Raw genomic sequence first — 18,164 nt, 5'->3', positions numbered from 1 at the left:
CGCAGAAAAAAATTACGGCAGATGCCGACTGGATAATTGCCGAAAACACGCTATTTACGTTACTGTAGCGCCGATCAATTGATATCAGGAAAATATATGCGCACTCGCACGCTGGCAGATCTGGACCGCGTTGTCGCTCTCGGCGGAGGGCATGGATTAGGACGCGTTCTCTCCTCTCTTTCCCCATTAGGTTCCCGCCTGACGGGTATCGTCACCACCACGGATAACGGCGGGTCGACAGGTCGTATTCGTCGCTCTGAAGGAGGGATAGCCTGGGGAGACATGCGTAACTGTCTGAACCAGTTAATTACCCAACCCAGCGTTGCATCCGCCATGTTTGAGTATCGTTTTGGCGGTAATGGTGAACTTTCCGGACATAACCTCGGAAATCTGATGTTAAAGGCGCTCGATCACCTCAGCGTGCGGCCTCTGGAAGCTATCAATTTAATTCGTAGCCTGCTGAAAGTTGACGCACATTTAATTCCGATGTCGGAGCTGCCGGTGGATCTGATGGCCATTGATGACCAGGGACATGAAGTTTATGGCGAAGTGAATATCGATCAGCTCACCGTCCCGCCTCAGGAACTGATGCTGTCGCCAAAAGTCCCGACTACGCGTGAGGCCGTTGAGGCTATCGCTGAAGCGGATTTGATTTTGATAGGCCCTGGCAGTTTTTACACCAGCCTGATGCCGATTCTGTTACTCGATGAAATGTCACAGGCATTACGTCGCACACCGGCTCCGATGGTCTACATAGGCAATCTTGGGCGCGAATTAAGCCTGCCAGCAGCCAGCCTGACGCTTAGCGATAAGCTGGCCATTATTGAACAGTACGTCGGGAAGAAAGTGATTGATGCGGTGGTTGTGGGGCCGAAAGTGGATGCTTCCGCTGTTACCGACCGCGTTGTGATCCAGGAAGTGCTGGAAGCCAGCGATATTCCCTACCGCCATGACCGCCAGCTATTGCATAGTGCGCTGGAGAAAGCAGTGCAGGCGCTGGGCTGAACGGATTTGCCTGATGCGCTTTGCTTATCAGGCCTACAAAACGATTTGCTCCGGCATCAAACAATGCCTGATGCGCTGCGCTGATCAGGCCTACAAAACGCTCTGCTCCGCCATCCGGCCTACGTACGCTATCTACCCCGTAGGTCGGATAAGGGTTTACCCCGCATCCGACACCGCCTTACGATGCCGCAATAAACAACTCGCGCAGCTGATGCAACTGGTCGCGGATTGTCGCGGCCTCTTCAAACTCGAGATTCTGTGCGTGCTGCATCATCTGCCCTTCCAGCTCGTGAATCTTCTGCTGCAGCGCTTTTGGCGTCATATCCAGTTCGACAACCTCAGACTTCGCGCCTGCGCGTGACTTCCCTTTGCCTTTCGCTTTGGTCTTCGCAATATTCTGACCCAACGCCAGAATATCGACCACTTTCTTGTTCAGACCCTGCGGCGTAATACCGTGCTCTTCGTTGTAGAGCTGCTGTTTCTCACGACGACGTTCGGTTTCACCAATCGCTTTGGCCATTGAGGCGGTAATTTTATCACCGTAAAGAATCGCCTTACCGTTGATATTACGCGCCGCACGACCGATGGTCTGGATAAGCGAACGTTCAGAACGCAGGAACCCTTCTTTGTCTGCGTCCAGAATCGCCACCAGGGAGACCTCAGGCATGTCCAGGCCTTCACGTAACAGGTTGATACCCACCAGCACGTCAAACTCGCCCAGACGCAGGTCACGAATGATTTCCATACGTTCCACGGTATCGATGTCAGAGTGCAGATAACGCACCCGCTCGCCGTGTTCTTCGAGGTATTCTGTGAGGTCTTCCGCCATCCGTTTGGTGAGCGTGGTGACCAGCACACGTTCGTTAATCGCCGCACGGGTGCGAATTTCAGACAGCAGGTCGTCAACCTGCGTCGCCACCGGACGCACCTCAATAACCGGATCCAGCAGCCCGGTCGGTCGTACCACCTGATCGACCACATCATCACCGGATTTCTCCAGCTCATAGTTGCCCGGCGTCGCCGAAACGTAGATGGTTTGCGGGGCCAGCGCTTCAAACTCTTCAAATTTAAGCGGACGGTTATCCAGCGCCGACGGCAGACGGAATCCGTATTCGACCAGGGTTTCTTTACGCGCCCGGTCACCGCGATACATGCCGCCAATTTGCGGGATAGTCACGTGGGATTCATCCACAACCAGCAGGCCATCGGCAGGCAGGTAATCAAACAACGTCGGCGGCGGCTCGCCCGGACCACGCCCGGACAGATAGCGGGAATAGTTTTCAATCCCCGAGCAGTAACCCAGCTCGTTCATCATTTCCAGATCGAACTGGGTACGCTGACTTAAGCGCTGTTCTTCCAGCAGTTTGTTATTTGCCAACAGGACCTTACGCCGCTCTGCCAGCTCAACTTTAATTTCTTCCATCGCCTGTACAATACGTTCGCGCGGCGTCACGTAGTGCGTTTTAGGGTAGATGGTAAAGCGCGAAATAGTGGATTCGACCTGCCCGGTAAGCGGGTCAAACAGCGACAAACGTTCGACCTCTTCATCAAACAGTTCCACGCGCAACGCAATGTCGTCAGATTCTGCCGGGAATATGTCGATCACTTCACCGCGCACGCGGAAGGTCCCGCGCTGGAATGCCTGATCGTTGCGGGTATATTGCAGCTCCGCCAGACGACGCAGGATCGCGCGCTGGTCGATAATCATCCCCACCGTCAGGTGCAGCATCATTTTCAGGTACAGATCCGGGTCACCCAGACCATAAATCGCGGAAACCGACGCCACGACAACGACATCCCGTCGCTCAAGCAACGCTTTGGTCGCTGACAGTCGCATCTGCTCAATGTGTTCGTTAACCGAGGCATCCTTCTCGATGAAGGTGTCAGAACTTGGCACGTAGGCTTCCGGCTGATAATAGTCGTAGTAGGAGACGAAATATTCCACCGCGTTATCCGGGAAAAACTCTTTCATCTCACCGTACAACTGTGCGGCAAGCGTCTTATTGGGGGCCAGCACCATGGTAGGTCGCTGTAAGTCCGCAATCACGTTCGCGATGGTGAATGTTTTCCCCGACCCCGTCACCCCCAGCAGCGTCTGATGCGCCAGTCCATCCTCCAGACCTTCTTCCAGGCGACGAATCGCCTCAGGCTGATCGCCAGAGGGTTTAAAAGCGGAATTTAGTTTGAACGGTTTACTCATGAGCAGCTACCTGAAGCAATGGGCGGGCAGGTGTGTAATTTTACTCGCAGCCGTATATTTTGCCAGTAAAATATACTGGATGGAAAAACAGTAACGCGCCAGAATATTTCTGTTACCCCAGCAAAATGGCCGTGACTACAGGCTAAAATTTGTCCGCAGGCAAGATAAAACACCAGCAAAAATGTGTTATCCCCAAACCAATGACTTTTTTAACATTTGTCAAGCTACCCGATGAAAGTTTTGTGGCAACACATGACACTTCTGCGACAGCCATTGCATTTATCTAACACACTGTAATTTAATGACTATTATCTCAAGCCGTCTTTCGCATCAATTTAGTCGCAGGCCGCGTCTTCTCTCGCTTACCTTGTGTTTTCTAACTCTAATACACAAGGTTATCCACAGGAATAGTGGATAACTGCCTCCAGCCCGTATGGACTGTAGCCTGGCAAAAACGTCCTGATGGTCTTTTCTGGTGGGATAAAAAAAAATTATCGCTATTTTTTGATATTTATCAGCTAACGAAGCGACCTGGAATGGCCGAGATCTTGCTCGCATTTTCATCATTTTCCTGCCTGCACCATCACAACGCCACCAGGCACTGACAATGTGCACACTGCGGCGCTCATCCACAACAAGCCAGATACCGCAACCCGCTACCCTGCTGTATTTTCCCCTCATTCCGCTTCTGGCAAGAGATTTGCAGTTTTCTCCCGACCATCAGCCCGCGAGGCGGATATCATCATGAGGGAGAAATCTATGTTGAGTCTTCGTGCAGTGAATCACTATTACGGTAATCAACACTCGCTTTGGGATGTCGATCTCGACCTGTTGCCCGGTAAATGTACCGCCGTGCTGGGTCTTCCAGGGATGGGAAAAACCACGCTGGCCAATTGCATCACAGGCAATTTACCGATTGAGAGCGGAACCATGTTCTGGCATCAGGCTGGCGCACCACCTTGCGATCTGCTTCAGATTCCGGCGGCAAAGCGCATTGCGCTGGGTATTAACTGTGTATCACAGGAACGGCGAATTTTTTCGCAGCTGACGGTAGAGGAAAATCTGCACATTGCGCGCCAAGCGGTTGAGAAAAGCGAAACGATGAACAGCAGCGATATTTACCGCCTGTTTCCACAGCTGTTTGTACTGCGTCAGGCCAAAGGGGTGGCATTGTCGGAGGAAAATCAGCACCAGCTTGCACTCGCCAGTGCGTTAGTCACTCGCCCGCGCCTGCTGATTCTCGATGAGCCGACGCGAGGAAGTGGCCAGGCGTATATCCACAAACTGGGGAATCTGATAGTGAGGCTAAGCCAGGAGCTTGGCATCGCCATTATGCTCGCGGAGCAGAGCCTGCCGTTTATTCGTCGGGTCGCTGACTGCTATTGCTTGTTACATCGTGGACGCAACGTGGCTCAAGGGCAAATAACACAATTCAGCGACCCGCTAATCAACGACTGGTGGATGCCAGAGACAAAACGCTAAGATCGATATAACGACCTGTCGCTGCTCGTTCCGGCTCTTCTGCCAGCCAGGGAATTTCCCCCAGTAGCGGAGCCGCAAGCGCACGCTTTAGTGTCGCCATATATTCAGCATGACGCTTACCGGGTGGCTGCACATCATTGGCAACCCATCCGGCGAGCGTCAGCCCGGCCTGCTGCACCGCTTGGGCGGTCAAAATGGCATGATTGATACAGCCGAGCTTAACGCCAACCACCAGAATCACCGGCAGTTGTTCCGCTTTTACCCAGTCAGAAAAACTCAGCGTTGGCGAAAGTGGCGTAAACCATCCGCCTGCGCCTTCCACCAATACCCAGTCAGCCTGTTCTTCAAGCAAGCGTAAACCCGCAGACATCACTGAGGCCTGAATGGGACGCCCTTCGTCAGCACTGATGATATGCGGTGAGGTAGGTTCGGCGAAGGTATACGGATTGATGGCCGCATAATCCACTGCCACAACGCTGTTGCGCTGTAGAGCCAGCGCATCGCTGTTTCGCAGACCTTCAGCCGTCATTTCACTGCCTGACGCCACCGGCTTATAGCCGACCGTTCGCAACCCCAGCTGTCCCGCCGCCTGAAGCAACGCACAGCTGGCGATAGTTTTACCTACTTCGGTGTCCGTCCCGGTGACAAAATACGTGTTAGTCACGTTGAATCACTCCCAAAAAAAGATGATAGGTCAGCGGATATTTCCCCTGCTGACAGGGCCAGGCGAGTTGTAGCTGACGCAGTTGCGAACGGGTCAGCACACGCTGTTCGCGTCCGTCGTGCAAATGCGTCGCGCCAATACCCTTCAGCGAGCGCATGGCGCTCAGCGCATCGTCAAACCACAGCGTGACGGCATGAGACTGGTATTCAACGTCCCAGCCGCACAGCGCGTTTTCCAGTTGCTCCACCGGCAAAAAACGGTTGGCGTGCTCCCGATCATCAACTGCTCGCCACGCCTGACGAAGTTCAGGCATCGACCCTTGCGCCAGGGTACTAAACGCCACCGTCCCGCCAGGACGCACCACCCGATATAGCTCGCGTAACGCGCCGCGCAGGTCGTTGCACCACTGCACGGCCAGATTGCTCCAGGCCAGGTCGAAAGTGGCAGCGGCCTGCGGAATGGCTTCGATATCCGCCAGCAGATAGTGATGGGCAACATCGTGACGCTGCGCTTCGGTCAGCATTTGTGCCGACAGATCCAGCGCACAGACCTCGCTCCCCTGCTCCCGCCAGTAACGACTCATACGCCCAGGCCCACAGCCCGCGTCCAAAACCCGTGAGAACGCCCGGCCATCGAGTTGTGCCAGTAACGCATCGGCGCTCTGACGCTGAAGCTCCGCATGTTGCTCATAGTGCGTGGCCGCGCGACCAAACGCAGCGGCAATCGCCTGCTTATTGACCTGCACCATGCAGCACCTCCAGTAGGCTGTCGATATCCTGGACTTCATGCGCCTGGGTCAGCGTAATCCGCAGCCTGGCCGTCCCAACCGGCACCGTCGGTGGACGAATCGCCGTCACCCAGCATCCCTGTTGCCGTAACGTCTGTGCCAGTTGCAAGGCTTTATGATTGTCGCCAACGATCAGCGGTTGAATAGCGCTGTCTGAATGCGCCAGCGTCAAATCCGTGGTATTCAGCCCTGCGCGAAAACGCTGGATCAGCATCGCCAGCTTTTCTCTGCGCTCATCGCCTTCGCTGCTGCGGATCACCGCCAGCGCGGCGCGCAAGGCCTGAGCCTGGGCTGGGGGCATGCTGGTGCTGTAGATCAGATGACGGGCAAACTGCAGCAGATAATCGGCCACGCTATCAGAACACAGGATCGCCGCACCGCTGACGCCGAACCCTTTGCCAAATGTCACCACCAACAGCTCAGGTTTCACCTGCTGTCGAGAGCACGAACCACGTCCTTCCTCACCGCTTACGCCAATCCCATGCGCATCATCCACCAGCAGCCACGCGCCCTGCCGTTTCGCCACCACGTGGATTTCTGCCAGCGGCGCGCTGTCGCCATCCATGCTGAACACGCCTTCGGTGACCACCAGCTGCTGCCCCGGACAGGGGGCTGTCAGCAGACGATCCAGATGTTGCGAGTCGTTATGGGTAAAGCGACGTAACACGGCAGGGCTAAGACTGGCAGCCTCCAGCAGCGAGGCATGGCTGAGCCTGTCGGCAACAATCTTGTCATCTTTTCCCATCAGTGCGGCAATGACCGCCTGATTGGCGGCAAAACCAGAGATGAACAACAGCGCCCGGGAATAGCCGAGCCACTGCGCCAGCTCTTCTTCCAGCGCCTGATGAGCAACGGAATAACCGCTGACATGGCCCGAGCCGCCGCTGCCGACGCCAAAACGCTCAGCGCCCTGCTGCCACGCGCAGATAATCTGCGGATGGTGGCTTAAGCCGAGGTAGTCGTTGCTGGAGAAATTCAGATACTGGCGACCATCGGCCTGCAGCCAGCGCCCGGCACCCTGCGTCACTGCATAGCGCTGACGCAGGGCATCAGCACGACGACGCGCTGTTAGCGCATCGTCAATTTTTTGCTGCCAGGTCATACGGTTGCCGCGTTGTAGTAATCGTCGGTATCCGGGGTACGCAGCGCCTGCTCCAGACGTTGTTGCTGTTCGTTATCGCCCGCCAGTACCGCAGTTTGCTGCGGGTTAAGACCCAGCTTGCGAAATAACAGCAAATCTTTATCTTCGTTCGGGTTCGGGGTGGTCAGCAGTTTGCAGCCGTAGAAAATCGAGTTGGCCCCGGCCATAAAGCACATCGCCTGGGTTTGTTCGTTCATCTGCTCGCGCCCGGCAGAAAGACGCACGTATGAGGTCGGCATCATGATACGCGCCACGGCGATAGTACGAATAAAATCAAAAGCATCTACGTCGTCGTTATCGGCAAGCGGCGTGCCCTTCACTTTCACCAGCATGTTGATCGGCACGCTTTCCGGCGGCGTCGGCAGATTCGCTAATTGCAGCAGCAGACCCGCGCGGTCGGTCACCGTTTCGCCCAGCCCAACAATCCCGCCGGAGCAAACTTTAATGCCCGCCTCGCGCACTTTATCCAGCGTGTCCAGGCGCTCCTGGTACGAGCGGGTGGTGATGATATTGCCGTAAAATTCCGGCGAGGTGTCGAGGTTGTGGTTGTAGTAGTCCAGACCCGCATTGGCCAGGCGCTGGGCCTGAGATTCGTCCAGCGTGCCCAGCGTCATACAGGCTTCCAGCCCCAGTTCTTTCACGCCCTGCACCATCTGCTCGAGGTAAGGCATATCGCGCTCATGCGGGTTTTTCCACGCCGCGCCCATGCAAAACCGCGTTGAGCCGGCCTGCTTCGCCTTACGTGCCGAGTCCAGTACCTGTTCAACCTCCATCAACCGTTCTGTTTCCAGACCGGTTTTATAGCGGGAGCTCTGCGGGCAGTATTTGCAATCTTCCGGGCAAGCACCGGTCTTAATCGACAGCAGCGTACTAACCTGTACCTGCTGCGGATCGAAATGCTGACGATGAACCTGCTGCGCTTCAAACAGCAGATCCAACAGCGGTTTTTCAAATAATTCGGTGACTTGCGACATTGTCCAGCGAGAAGAATGAGCCATATTGGTATACGTTTCGTTGTTAGTTTGGTGTAGACTCGTAAACCTAAATCTTTTTAATTTGGTTTACAAGTCGATTATGACAACGGACGATCTTGCGTTTGACCAACGCCATATCTGGCACCCATACACCTCCATGACCTCCCCGTTGCCGGTTTATCCGGTGGCGCGTGCCGAAGGTTGCGAACTGATCTTAGCCAGCGGTGAGAAGCTGATTGACGGCATGTCATCCTGGTGGGCGGCAATCCACGGTTACAATCACCCGCAACTGAACGCCGCGATGAAAACGCAGATTGATACCATGTCGCATGTGATGTTTGGCGGCATTACCCATGCCCCGGCCATTGCGTTGTGCCGCCAGTTGGTGGCGATGACCCCAGAGGCGCTGGAGTGCGTTTTTCTCGCGGATTCAGGGTCGGTCGCCGTAGAAGTCGCAATGAAAATGGCGCTGCAATACTGGCAGGCTAAAGGCGAATCCCGCCAGCGTTTCCTGACATTTCGTAACGGTTATCACGGTGATACCTTCGGCGCGATGTCGGTCTGCGATCCTGACAACTCAATGCACAGTCTGTGGAAGGGGTACCTGCCGGAGAACCTGTTTGCCCCAGCCCCACAAAGCCGCATGGACGGCGAGTGGGACGAACTGGATATGGTGCCTTTTGCCCGTCTGATGGCCGCGCATCGCCACGAAATTGCGGCAGTGATCCTAGAGCCAATCGTACAGGGCGCTGGCGGTATGCGCATGTATCATCCCGAATGGTTAAAACGCATCCGTAAGATGTGCGACCGTGAAGGGATCCTGCTGATTGCCGATGAAATCGCCACCGGATTTGGTCGTACAGGCAAGCTGTTTGCCTGCGAACACGCCGACATAACCCCGGACATTTTGTGCCTGGGCAAAGCGTTAACCGGCGGTACGATGACCCTTTCTGCAACCCTGACCACACGTCAGGTCGCAGAAACCATCAGCAATGGTGAAGCCGGATGCTTCATGCACGGCCCAACCTTTATGGGCAATCCGTTGGCCTGCGCCGTCGCCTCCGCCAGCCTGTCGTTAATCGAAACCGGCGAGTGGCGCGCGCAGGTAGCGGCCATTGAAGCGCAACTGCGGGCAGAACTCGCCCCGGCGGCGGACTCCAGTTGGGTCGCGGACGTACGCGTGCTCGGCGCCATTGGCGTAATCGAAACCACGCATCCGGTGAATATGGCAGCGTTACAGAAGTTCTTTGTCGAACAGGGCGTGTGGATAAGACCGTTTGGCAAGCTCATCTACCTGATGCCGCCGTACATTATCCAGCCCGATCAGTTACGTCGCCTGACGCAGGCCGTGAACGAGGCTGTGCGCAATGCAACATTTTTTAGCGATTAATCAGCGGTAAGCTCTACGGTTTCTGGCTACACTTTTTGGCTAACGAGAGGAGTCAGCATGAAACTAATCAGTAACGATCTGCGCGATGGCGATAAGCTTGGGCATCGCCACGTCTTTAACGGCATGGGGTATGACGGGGATAATATTTCCCCGCATCTGGCGTGGGATGACGTACCCGCAGGAACCAAAAGCTTTGTCGTGACCTGCTTTGATCCTGATGCGCCAACCGGCTCCGGCTGGTGGCATTGGGTGGTGGTAAATCTGCCGGCTGATACCCGCGTACTCCCACAAGGATTCGGCTCCGGGCTGGTTGCACAACCGGATGGGGTGATTCAGACCCGTACAGATTTTGGTAAAGCGGGTTATGGCGGCGCTGCGCCGCCGAAGGGGGAAACCCACCGCTATATCTTCACTGTTCACGCACTGAATGTGGAGCGTATTGATGTCGATGAAGGTGCCAGCGGCGCGATGGTTGGATTTAACGTCCATTTCCACTCGCTCGCCAGCGCCTCGATTACCGCGATGTTTAGTTAAGCTGTGTTGTGCCGGATGCCGGCTTAGCCTCATCCGGCCTACAAAGCAGACAGTAGGCCTGATAAGACGCGTCAGCGTCGCCATCAGGCAATTTTCTACAGAAATTCAGGCAACAATTTCAGCAACGTTCCTTGCGCTAACAATTCGGTCGCGCACTCAATATCCGGGGCAAAAAAGCGATCCTGCGTGTAGTGGGCAACCTGCTCGCGCAGCGCCTGTCGCGCCTGCTCCAGCAACGGGCTGGAGGTTAACCCTTCACGCAGGTCAATCCCCTGACACGCCGCCAGCCACTCCACGGCAATCACGCCGCGCGTATTTGCCGCCATCTCCCACAGTCTGCGCCCTGCCGCCGGAGCCATAGACACGTGATCTTCCTGGTTAGCAGATGTCGGCAAGCTGTCCACACTGTGCGGATGCGCCAGCGCTTTGTTCTCGCTCGCCAGCGCGGCGGCAGTTACCTGAGCAATCATAAAGCCGGAGTTAACCCCGCCATTTTTCACCAGGAACGGCGGCAACTGCGACATATGTTTGTCCATCATCAGCGCAATGCGCCGCTCTGATAACGAGCCGATTTCCGCAATCGCCAGCGCCAGATTATCTGCCGCCATCGCCACCGGTTCAGCATGGAAATTCCCACCGGAGATCACATCGCCCTCTTCGGCAAACACCAGCGGGTTGTCGGAAACCGCGTTGGCTTCAACCAGCAGAACATCCATCACCTGGCGCATTTGTGTCAGACATGCCCCCATCACCTGTGGCTGACAGCGCAGAGAATACGGGTCCTGCACCTTTTCACAGTTATGATGCGACTGCGAAAGCGCGCTGGAATCGGTCAACACATGACGGTACAGCATTGCGGCATCAATCTGCCCACGCTGCCCTCGCGCGGCATGAATACGGGCGTCAAACGGACGACGGGAGCCCAGCACGGCTTCTGTGGTCAGCGCCCCGCACACCGTCGCAGACGCAAACAGTTCCTGAGCTTCAATTAACCCGCGCAGTGCAAAGGCGGTGGAAGCCTGAGTGCCGTTGAGCAGCGCCAGTCCCTCTTTCGCCTCCAGCGTGATCGGCTCCAGTCCGGCCTTTTTCAGCGCGTCGGTCGCCGGGAGCCATTCTCCCTGCCAGCGCGCTTTCCCTTCGCCCAGCAGCGTCAGAGACATATGTGCCAGCGGCGCCAGGTCGCCCGATGCGCCCACCGACCCTTTCGCCGGGATCAGTGGATACACCTCGGCATTCACCAGCGCAATCAGCGCTTCAATCATGCTCAAACGAATGCCGGAAAAACCGCGCGCCAGGCTGTTGATTTTCAGCACCATAATCAGGCGAACCATTGCGTCATCCAGCGCTTCGCCAACGCCTGCCGCATGGGAAAGCACCAGCGAACGCTGTAAATTCTGCAAATCTTCCGTGGCGATACGGGTCTGGGCCAGCAGACCAAACCCGGTATTAATGCCATACGCCGTACGGCCTTCAGCGACAATATTATTGACGCAGGCGACGCTGGCATTGATAGCATCAATCGCCCCGGCATCCAGACTCAGTTTGACCGGCTGCTGCCAGATTTCACGTAGCTGGGTAAAACTCAGATGGCCCGGCGTGAGTGTCATGGTGTTCATATCAGCGTTTCTCCTGCGTCGCGGCAACCATCGGCAAATTCAGCCCTTCTTCAACTGCGCACTCCACCGCAATGTCATACCCGGCATCAGCGTGACGCATCACCCCGGTCGCCGGATCGTTATGTAATACCCGGGCGATGCGCGCCGCGGCTTCATCGGTGCCATCGCAAACAATCACCATCCCGGCATGCTGGGAGAAGCCCATGCCAACCCCGCCGCCGTGATGAAGCGACACCCAGGTCGCGCCGCTGGCGGTGTTAAGCAGCGCGTTCAGCAGCGGCCAGTCGGATACGGCGTCTGAACCGTCGCGCATAGCTTCGGTTTCGCGGTTTGGGCTGGCAACAGAACCGGAGTCCAGATGGTCACGGCCAATAACAATCGGCGCGGATACTTCACCACGACGCACCATTTCATTAAACGCCAGCCCCAGCTTTTGTCGCCACTCCAGGCCGACCCAGCAGATACGCGCTGGTAAGCCCTGGAAGTTAATCCGCTCACGCGCCATATCCAGCCAGTGATGAAGGTGCTTATCATCAGCCACGATCTCTTTCACTTTGGCATCAGTCTTATAAATATCCTGCGGATCGCCCGACAGCGCCACCCAACGGAACGGGCCTATACCGCGACAGAACAGGGGGCGAATATAAGCAGGTACGAAGCCGGGGAAATCAAAGGCGTTTTCCACGCCCATCTCTTTGGCCATCTGGCGAATGTTGTTGCCGTAATCAAACGTCGGCACCCCCATTTTGCTAAACGCCAGCATCGCCTCAACGTGCGTTGCCATTGAACGTTTCGCCGCCTGCACCGTGCCCTGGGGATCGGACACCGCTTTTGCCTGATACTCTTCCCAACTCCAGCCGCACGGCAGATAACCATGCAGCGGATCGTGGGCGCTGGTCTGGTCGGTGACCATATCCGGGCGCACACCGCGCTTCACCAGTTCCGGCACAACGTCGGCGGCATTAGCACACAGCGCAATGGAGATCGCTTTACCCTCACGGGTGTATTTGTCGATACGCGCCAGCGCATCGTCAAGCGATGTCGCCTGCTCGTCGACGTAACGGGTACGCAGACGGAAATCAATTCGACTTTGCTGGCATTCAATGTTCAGCGAACACGCACCCGCAAGCGTAGCGGCTAGCGGTTGCGCTCCGCCCATGCCGCCCAGCCCGGCGGTCAGCACCCAGCGTCCGCTGAGGTTACCCTGATAATGCTGACGCCCGGCCTCAACGAAGGTTTCATAAGTCCCCTGCACGATGCCCTGGCTGCCGATGTAGATCCAGCTCCCGGCGGTCATCTGGCCGTACATCGCCAGACCTTTGGCATCCAGTTCGTTGAAGTGTTCCCAGGTAGCCCAATGTGGCACCAGGTTGGAGTTGGCAATCAGCACGCGCGGCGCGTTGTCGTGAGTTTTGAATACGCCTACCGGTTTTCCGGACTGGACCAGCAGAGTTTCATCGGTTTCCAGTTTGGTCAGCGCGTTGACGATGGCGTCATAACATTCCCAGTCCCGCGCGGCGCGGCCAATCCCACCGTATACCACCAGCTCATGCGGATTTTCAGCCACATCGGGATCCAGATTATTCATTAACATGCGCAGCGGCGCTTCGGTCAGCCAGCTTTTGGCCTTTAAGGTGGTGCCGCGCGGGGCACGAATATCCTGCTGACGATATTTGCTATGGGACATGACAGAAAACTCCTCGCGAACGTCGGATAGATAAGAAACATATACTTGTCTATACAAGTCATCGCAAGGGTGATTTTAACAATTAGGATACATTTTTATTATATTGCGTCAGCAATCACGGTTTTCATGTCCTGTATCAGGACATAAACCGCCCTTGCAGCCGATAGCGAGAACCTGGAAACAGCAAGCGGGCATGAGAGACTATGGACGACGCAGACCAGGTCTTACGACGAATCAGCAGGCAGGGATCGTGTTCTTTAATATTCAGCAGCGCGCACTCTTCAGCGCTGGCACGTACCGCTTCAACAATATGCTCACCTTCCGTTAAAGGGGCTATCAGCGACAGGTATGCGTGCGGCGTGGTCTGGCTGTAATCCTGCGCCAGATACTCCGGCACAATTTCGGCATTCACGCAGCGATCTTCAATCTGTACCGGCAGATCGTTCTCGTAGTGCACCATGACAGAGTGAAAAATGGAGGTGCCTTCTTTGACGTTTAACACCAAAGCCTGCTGCGCGTTGGCCTGGGTTTTTTCCAGCGTCAGCACTTCACACCGATGCTGATGCTGACGGGCGTTGATTTCATCCGCGATGCTGCGGATTTCAAACAGCGCGGACTGGCCTTTTGGCTCGGCGACAAACGTCCCCACGCCCTGTAAACGCACCAGTAAACCTTCATCCGTTAACTCACGCAGCGCCCGGTTGATAGTCATGCGGCTGAAACCATATTGCGCCACCAGCTCTGCCTCAGAAGGAATGCGATCGTGAGGCTGCCAGATACCGCTGGCAATTTTTTCGCTGATCTCCTGTTTGACCTTTTCGTAAAAAGGAGCCGGAGCAGAACGGGATGGGAGCATGCGTGAGCCTTCCTTAAGCTGAAAATGTGAGTGGGTAGAGTTTACAGGCATTACCCGAACCTGATAAGCGCAACGCCATCAGGTATGTCAGTGCCACCAGTGGGCGATTTGCCAGCCTAATCGCGCCGCCACGCGTGCTGCTCTGCCATCATCGTCATAACGTGGATTAAATTCAACCATATCCACCGCCAGGAGTTTACCGCTACGACACAGAGGCTCAATCAGTCTCAGCAGCGTCGCCAACGGTACGCCAAGCGCGGCGGGGGCCGACACGCCGGGCATTTCCCACACAGGCAGCACGTCGAGGTCGATTGTCATATAGATGACATCCAGATTGGCAATGAACTGCGCTAACTGCGCCTGCGCCGTATCACAATGCAGATCCTCCACCACCGTAACACCGAGCCGCTGGGCCTCATCCCAAAGCGCCTGGGTGTTTGCCGCCCGACTGACGCCGATACAGGCATAGTGAAATTCACGCTGCTGTTCATCGCAAAGCTGCGCCAGCTGGCGAAACGGCGTACCGGACGTGGCCTGCCCGGCATGGCGTAAATCGAGATGCGCATCGAAGTTGACTATCCCCACTTTCGCCTGCGGGAACGCATCCAGTACGCCCGCGCCGTGCGCAAAGGCGGTTTCGTGTCCCCCGCCTAAAACAAAGGTACGCATGTTCTGGTGCTGACAGCGCTGTACTGCATTGCGTAACGCCTGCTGCGCGCCCTCAAGATCGGGAGCCTGCGCCACAATATTTCCCAGATCCACCAGTCGATTGTGCCCATCATGACTGGCTAAATTCGCCAACGCCTTGCGTAGCACATCGGGTGCTCCGGCAGCGCCCGTGCGCCCCTGATTACGTTTAACGCCTTCGTCACAGGCAAACCCGAGCAACGCTATCTGCTCGCGGTACATTTCTGGGCTAAACGTCGGGCTCAGGGTGATAGTCTGAAACAGGCGCAGCGCATTCGGCGATTCGGCGCGGTCATCACGTCCCTGCCACAGCGCAGGTGAGGCTGGTTGCCAGTTGGTCATGCTATTTGTCCTTTGAATACGCGTTGGTAGAGCGGATTGCGCCCGGGTTCATACAGGATCTCGACCGGGAGGGTTGCATCCCACACCACAAAATCGGCCACAAACCCGGCCTTCAATTGACCGTGGGTGGCATGACGCCCCAGTGCCCGGGCCGCATGACGGGTTACGCCCGCCCATGCTTCTTCCGGCGTTAGGCCAAACTGAACGCAGGCCATATTCATCGCCCAGTGCAGGCTGATAAACGGACTGGTACCGGGGTTAAAATCTGTCGCTACCGCCATCGGTACCTGATATTGACGCAGCAACGCTACCGGTGGGCGCTGCTCCTCTTTGAGGAAATAGAATGCGCCGGGCAGCAGCACGCCGACCGTACCGCTTTGGCTCATCGCCGCCACGCCCGCTTCATCGAGGTATTCAATATGATCGGCGGATAGCCCGTGGTAGCGGCTTACCAACTGTGCGCCGCCAAGCAATGACAGTTGTTCGACATGGCCTTTAATCGGGATGCCCAGCGCCTGCGCAGCCTGAAACACCCGCTCACTCTGTGCCAACGAAAAACCAACGCTTTCACAGAACAGATCGACGGTCTCAAACAGCCCTTGTTCCCACAATTGCGGCAAAATGGTCTCACACACCAGCGTAATATAGCCGTCAGGATCATCCCGGTATTCCGCTGGAGTTGCATGCGCAGCCAACAGCGTCGGGCTGATTTCAACGATATTCTCTGCCGCCAGCGCTGCCACCACGCGCAATATTTTCTCTTCTGTCGGCAAATCCAGGCCGTAGCCGGATTTTATTTCCAGCAGCGTAACACCTTCTTTGATCAGCTGTTCCATCCGTTGATGGGCTACGTGTAAGAGTTGTTCATCCGTGGCGCTGCGGGTCGCCGATACGGTGGCATTGATCCCCCCACCCTGAGCGCTTATCTGCTGGTAGGAGACTCCATTTAGCCGCTGCTCCCACTCACCTGCGCGGTTTCCGCCAAAGACCAGATGCGTATGGCAATCAATCAGGCCAGGCGTAATCAGCCTGCCCTGCATATCAAAAGTATTGTCATGCGTGAGATATAACGATGATTCCGGGACGATATCGCGAATCTTGCCCTGGCGGACGATCAGCGCGTGACCGTCCAACAGCCCATATGGGGTACCACGTTCAGGGTCCATAGTCGCCAGACGAACATTGCGCCAGATAACATCATCAGGGAAGAATTGCTGCATTCGACTCACCACTTGTCATAGGTTGTATAGACATTTATTTTTGATTATAGGGATGTTGTCAACCTGAAGAACCATAATTGTTATCTATTTGTGATATAAAGACTCTCCGCGCCAGACATTGCTGCGATAAAAAACAACTTTTTACCTTTTCGCCTTCCCGTTTCGCTCAACTTAGTATAAAAAAGCAGGCTTTAATGGATAACTTTTAAAGCCCGGAGCAACCTGTGAACATATCATCAGTTTCCCGTCTGGCGCTGGCAATGGCTTTTGGCGTGACGCTGACCGCCTGTAGCTCTACGCCGCCCGATCAAATTCCTTCCGATCAAACCGCGCCAGGAACCTCTTCGCGCCCGATTTTGTCGGCTAATGAAGCGAAAAACTTCGTTACTGCGCACTATTTTTCTGCGCTGACGCCAAACACTGCGCCGTGGAGCCCTTCTTCTATTTCTCTGCCTGCACAACCTGACTTCGTCGTTGGCCCGGCAGGGACTCAGGGCGTCACCCATACCAGCATTCAGGCCGCTGTTGATGCAGCAATCATCAAACGTACTAACAAACGTCAGTACATCGCGATTATGCCAGGCGAGTACCAGGGCACGGTATATATCCCGGCAGCAACAGGTAGCCTGACGCTGTACGGCATGGGCGAAAAACCGCTTGATGTGAAAATTGGCCAGGCCATTGACGGTGAAATGAGCACCGCTGACTGGCGTCGTACGGTGAACCCAGCCGGTAAATATATGCCGGGTAAACCTGCGTGGTATATGTTTGATAATTGTCAGAACAAACGCGGCACGAATATTGGCGTGATGTGTTCTGCTGTCGTCTGGTCGCAAAACAACGGGTTGCAATTGCAGAACCTGACCATCGAAAACAACCTGGGTGACAGCGTTGATGCGGGTAACCACCCGGCCGTTGCACTGCGTACTGATGGCGATAAAGTGCAGATCAACAAGGTCAATATCCTGGGCCGCCAGAATACCTTCTTCGTGACCAATAGCGGTGTACAAAACCGTCTGGAAAACGATCGTCAACCGCGTACGCTGGTTACCAACAGCTACATTGAAGGCGATGTGGATATCGTTTCCGGCCGCGGTGCCGTAGTGTTCGATAACACCGATTTCCGCGTAGTGAACTCCCGTACCCAGCAGGAAGCCTATGTGTTCGCACCGGCTACCCTGTCAAACATCTACTACGGTTTCCTGGCGATTAATAGCCGCTTCACGGCAAGTGGCGATGGCGTGGCGCAGTTAGGCCGCTCGCTGGATGTCGATTCCAACACTAACGGTCAGATCGTGATTCGTGACAGCGTGATTAACGAAGGCTTTAACATGGCAAAACCATGGGCTGACAGCGTTATCGCAAAACGCCCGTTTGCCGGTAATACCGGTGCGGAAGATGACAAAGGTGAAATCCAGCGTAACCTGAACGACACCAACTTCAACCGTATGTGGGAATACAACAACCGCGGTATCGGTAGCAAAGTGGTTGCTGAACCTAAGCAGTAAACGTCATTCTCTGATGTAAGCCCGGCAGATTCATGCTCTGCCGGGCAATGTGCCGGATGGCGACGAAAATT

The 18,164-nt window shown here is 55.6% G+C and carries 15 protein-coding genes; 5 read left to right on the top strand and 10 right to left on the bottom strand.

What is annotated here, in order from left to right; all coding sequences use genetic code 11:
- Positions 1-96: 96 nt before the first annotated feature.
- Positions 97-1,005 carry a uridine diphosphate-N-acetylglucosamine-binding protein YvcK gene (gene yvcK, locus OGX92_RS14455; protein WP_003831525.1) on the top strand — a complete coding sequence of 303 codons (909 nt, stop codon included), beginning with the start codon at positions 97-99 and terminating at the stop codon, positions 1,003-1,005.
- A gap of 178 nt (positions 1,006-1,183) precedes the next feature.
- On the opposite strand, the gene uvrB is transcribed toward yvcK, so the two are convergent.
- The gene (gene uvrB / locus OGX92_RS14450; protein ID WP_008784186.1) at positions 1,184-3,205 is read right to left on the bottom strand and encodes an excinuclease ABC subunit UvrB; all 2,022 of its coding nucleotides are present in this window, start codon (positions 3,203-3,205) and stop codon (positions 1,184-1,186) included.
- A 759-nt stretch (positions 3,206-3,964) separates the two neighbouring features.
- Here uvrB and OGX92_RS14445 point away from each other — a divergent pair.
- On the top strand, positions 3,965-4,687 hold the full coding sequence (locus tag OGX92_RS14445) for an ABC transporter ATP-binding protein (RefSeq protein WP_003831522.1): 723 nt from the start codon (positions 3,965-3,967) through the stop codon (positions 4,685-4,687).
- Here OGX92_RS14445 and bioD read toward each other — a convergent pair.
- Genes bioD through bioB form a run of 4 tightly spaced genes read right to left on the bottom strand, consistent with a single transcriptional unit; the run spans position 4,653 to position 8,277 of the window.
- Entirely contained in the window at positions 4,653-5,351 is a 699-nt protein-coding gene (gene bioD, locus OGX92_RS14440; protein ID WP_063940666.1) for a dethiobiotin synthase, read from the bottom strand. The genes OGX92_RS14445 and bioD overlap by 35 nt on opposite strands.
- Positions 5,344-6,099, bottom strand: coding sequence for a malonyl-ACP O-methyltransferase BioC (bioC, locus tag OGX92_RS14435; protein WP_149281378.1), 756 nt, complete (start codon positions 6,097-6,099; stop codon positions 5,344-5,346). Before bioC ends, bioD begins: the two co-directional genes overlap by 8 nt.
- Positions 6,083-7,240 (bottom strand): 8-amino-7-oxononanoate synthase, encoded by a 1,158-nt coding sequence (gene bioF, locus OGX92_RS14430; protein ID WP_063940667.1) that lies wholly within the window; start codon positions 7,238-7,240, stop codon positions 6,083-6,085. The genes bioC and bioF overlap by 17 nt, the downstream gene beginning before the upstream one ends.
- A complete protein-coding gene (gene bioB, locus OGX92_RS14425; RefSeq protein ID WP_008784180.1) occupies positions 7,237-8,277 on the bottom strand; it encodes a biotin synthase BioB in 1,041 nt (346 codons plus the stop codon). The genes bioF and bioB overlap by 4 nt, the downstream gene beginning before the upstream one ends.
- A 76-nt stretch (positions 8,278-8,353) precedes the next feature.
- Between bioB and bioA the strand changes: the two genes are divergently transcribed.
- A complete protein-coding gene (gene bioA / locus OGX92_RS14420; RefSeq protein ID WP_003831511.1) occupies positions 8,354-9,643 on the top strand; it encodes an adenosylmethionine--8-amino-7-oxononanoate transaminase in 1,290 nt (429 codons plus the stop codon).
- Positions 9,644-9,700: 57 nt separating this feature from the next.
- On the top strand, positions 9,701-10,177 hold the full coding sequence (locus OGX92_RS14415; RefSeq protein ID WP_003831509.1) for a kinase inhibitor: 477 nt from the start codon (positions 9,701-9,703) through the stop codon (positions 10,175-10,177).
- Between the two features lie 95 nt (positions 10,178-10,272).
- On the opposite strand, the gene hutH is transcribed toward OGX92_RS14415, so the two are convergent.
- From hutH to hutI, 5 genes are all read right to left on the bottom strand, one after another.
- Positions 10,273-11,793 carry a histidine ammonia-lyase gene (gene hutH, locus OGX92_RS14410; protein ID WP_286586698.1) on the bottom strand — a complete coding sequence of 507 codons (1,521 nt, stop codon included), beginning with the start codon at positions 11,791-11,793 and terminating at the stop codon, positions 10,273-10,275.
- A gap of 1 nt (position 11,794) precedes the next feature.
- Positions 11,795-13,480: a urocanate hydratase gene (gene hutU / locus OGX92_RS14405; protein ID WP_286586695.1), complete on the bottom strand. Its 1,686-nt coding sequence runs from the start codon at positions 13,478-13,480 to the stop codon at positions 11,795-11,797.
- Between the two features lie 136 nt (positions 13,481-13,616).
- Complete coding sequence (locus OGX92_RS14400; RefSeq protein WP_003831502.1) at positions 13,617-14,336, bottom strand: histidine utilization repressor; 720 nt, start codon at positions 14,334-14,336, stop codon at positions 13,617-13,619.
- An 87-nt stretch (positions 14,337-14,423) separates the two neighbouring features.
- Positions 14,424-15,365: a formimidoylglutamase gene (gene hutG, locus OGX92_RS14395; RefSeq protein WP_197385116.1), complete on the bottom strand. Its 942-nt coding sequence runs from the start codon at positions 15,363-15,365 to the stop codon at positions 14,424-14,426.
- Entirely contained in the window at positions 15,362-16,585 is a 1,224-nt protein-coding gene (gene hutI, locus OGX92_RS14390; protein ID WP_197385117.1) for an imidazolonepropionase, read from the bottom strand. The genes hutG and hutI overlap by 4 nt, the downstream gene beginning before the upstream one ends.
- Positions 16,586-16,809: 224 nt before the next feature.
- Between hutI and OGX92_RS14385 the strand changes: the two genes are divergently transcribed.
- A complete protein-coding gene (locus OGX92_RS14385; RefSeq protein WP_032934550.1) occupies positions 16,810-18,093 on the top strand; it encodes a putative acyl-CoA thioester hydrolase in 1,284 nt (427 codons plus the stop codon).
- Positions 18,094-18,164: the final 71 nt, after the last annotated feature.

Source organism: Citrobacter sp. Cpo089, from assembly GCF_030332695.1.
GTDB lineage: Bacteria > Pseudomonadota > Gammaproteobacteria > Enterobacterales > Enterobacteriaceae > Citrobacter > Citrobacter portucalensis.
Note: the sequence above shows the minus strand (reverse complement) of the source record. Positions and strands in the feature narration are given on the sequence as shown.

What these genes read in the sequence shown, in the direction of transcription:
- bioA (WP_003831511.1), top strand. Translation starts at nt 8,354, where the DNA reads ATGACAACGGACGATCTTGCGTTTGACCAACGCCATATCTGGCACCCA.
- bioB (WP_008784180.1), bottom strand. Translation starts at nt 8,277, where the DNA reads ATGGCTCATTCTTCTCGCTGGACAATGTCGCAAGTCACCGAATTATTT.
- OGX92_RS14400 (WP_003831502.1), bottom strand. Translation starts at nt 14,336, where the DNA reads ATGCTCCCATCCCGTTCTGCTCCGGCTCCTTTTTACGAAAAGGTCAAA.
- bioF (WP_063940667.1), bottom strand. Translation starts at nt 7,240, where the DNA reads ATGACCTGGCAGCAAAAAATTGACGATGCGCTAACAGCGCGTCGTCGT.
- uvrB (WP_008784186.1), bottom strand. Translation starts at nt 3,205, where the DNA reads ATGAGTAAACCGTTCAAACTAAATTCCGCTTTTAAACCCTCTGGCGAT.
- yvcK (WP_003831525.1), top strand. Translation starts at nt 97, where the DNA reads ATGCGCACTCGCACGCTGGCAGATCTGGACCGCGTTGTCGCTCTCGGC.
- hutU (WP_286586695.1), bottom strand. Translation starts at nt 13,480, where the DNA reads ATGTCCCATAGCAAATATCGTCAGCAGGATATTCGTGCCCCGCGCGGC.
- OGX92_RS14415 (WP_003831509.1), top strand. Translation starts at nt 9,701, where the DNA reads ATGAAACTAATCAGTAACGATCTGCGCGATGGCGATAAGCTTGGGCAT.
- hutG (WP_197385116.1), bottom strand. Translation starts at nt 15,365, where the DNA reads ATGACCAACTGGCAACCAGCCTCACCTGCGCTGTGGCAGGGACGTGAT.
- OGX92_RS14445 (WP_003831522.1), top strand. Translation starts at nt 3,965, where the DNA reads ATGTTGAGTCTTCGTGCAGTGAATCACTATTACGGTAATCAACACTCG.
- bioC (WP_149281378.1), bottom strand. Translation starts at nt 6,099, where the DNA reads ATGGTGCAGGTCAATAAGCAGGCGATTGCCGCTGCGTTTGGTCGCGCG.
- hutI (WP_197385117.1), bottom strand. Translation starts at nt 16,585, where the DNA reads ATGCAGCAATTCTTCCCTGATGATGTTATCTGGCGCAATGTTCGTCTG.
- hutH (WP_286586698.1), bottom strand. Translation starts at nt 11,793, where the DNA reads ATGAACACCATGACACTCACGCCGGGCCATCTGAGTTTTACCCAGCTA.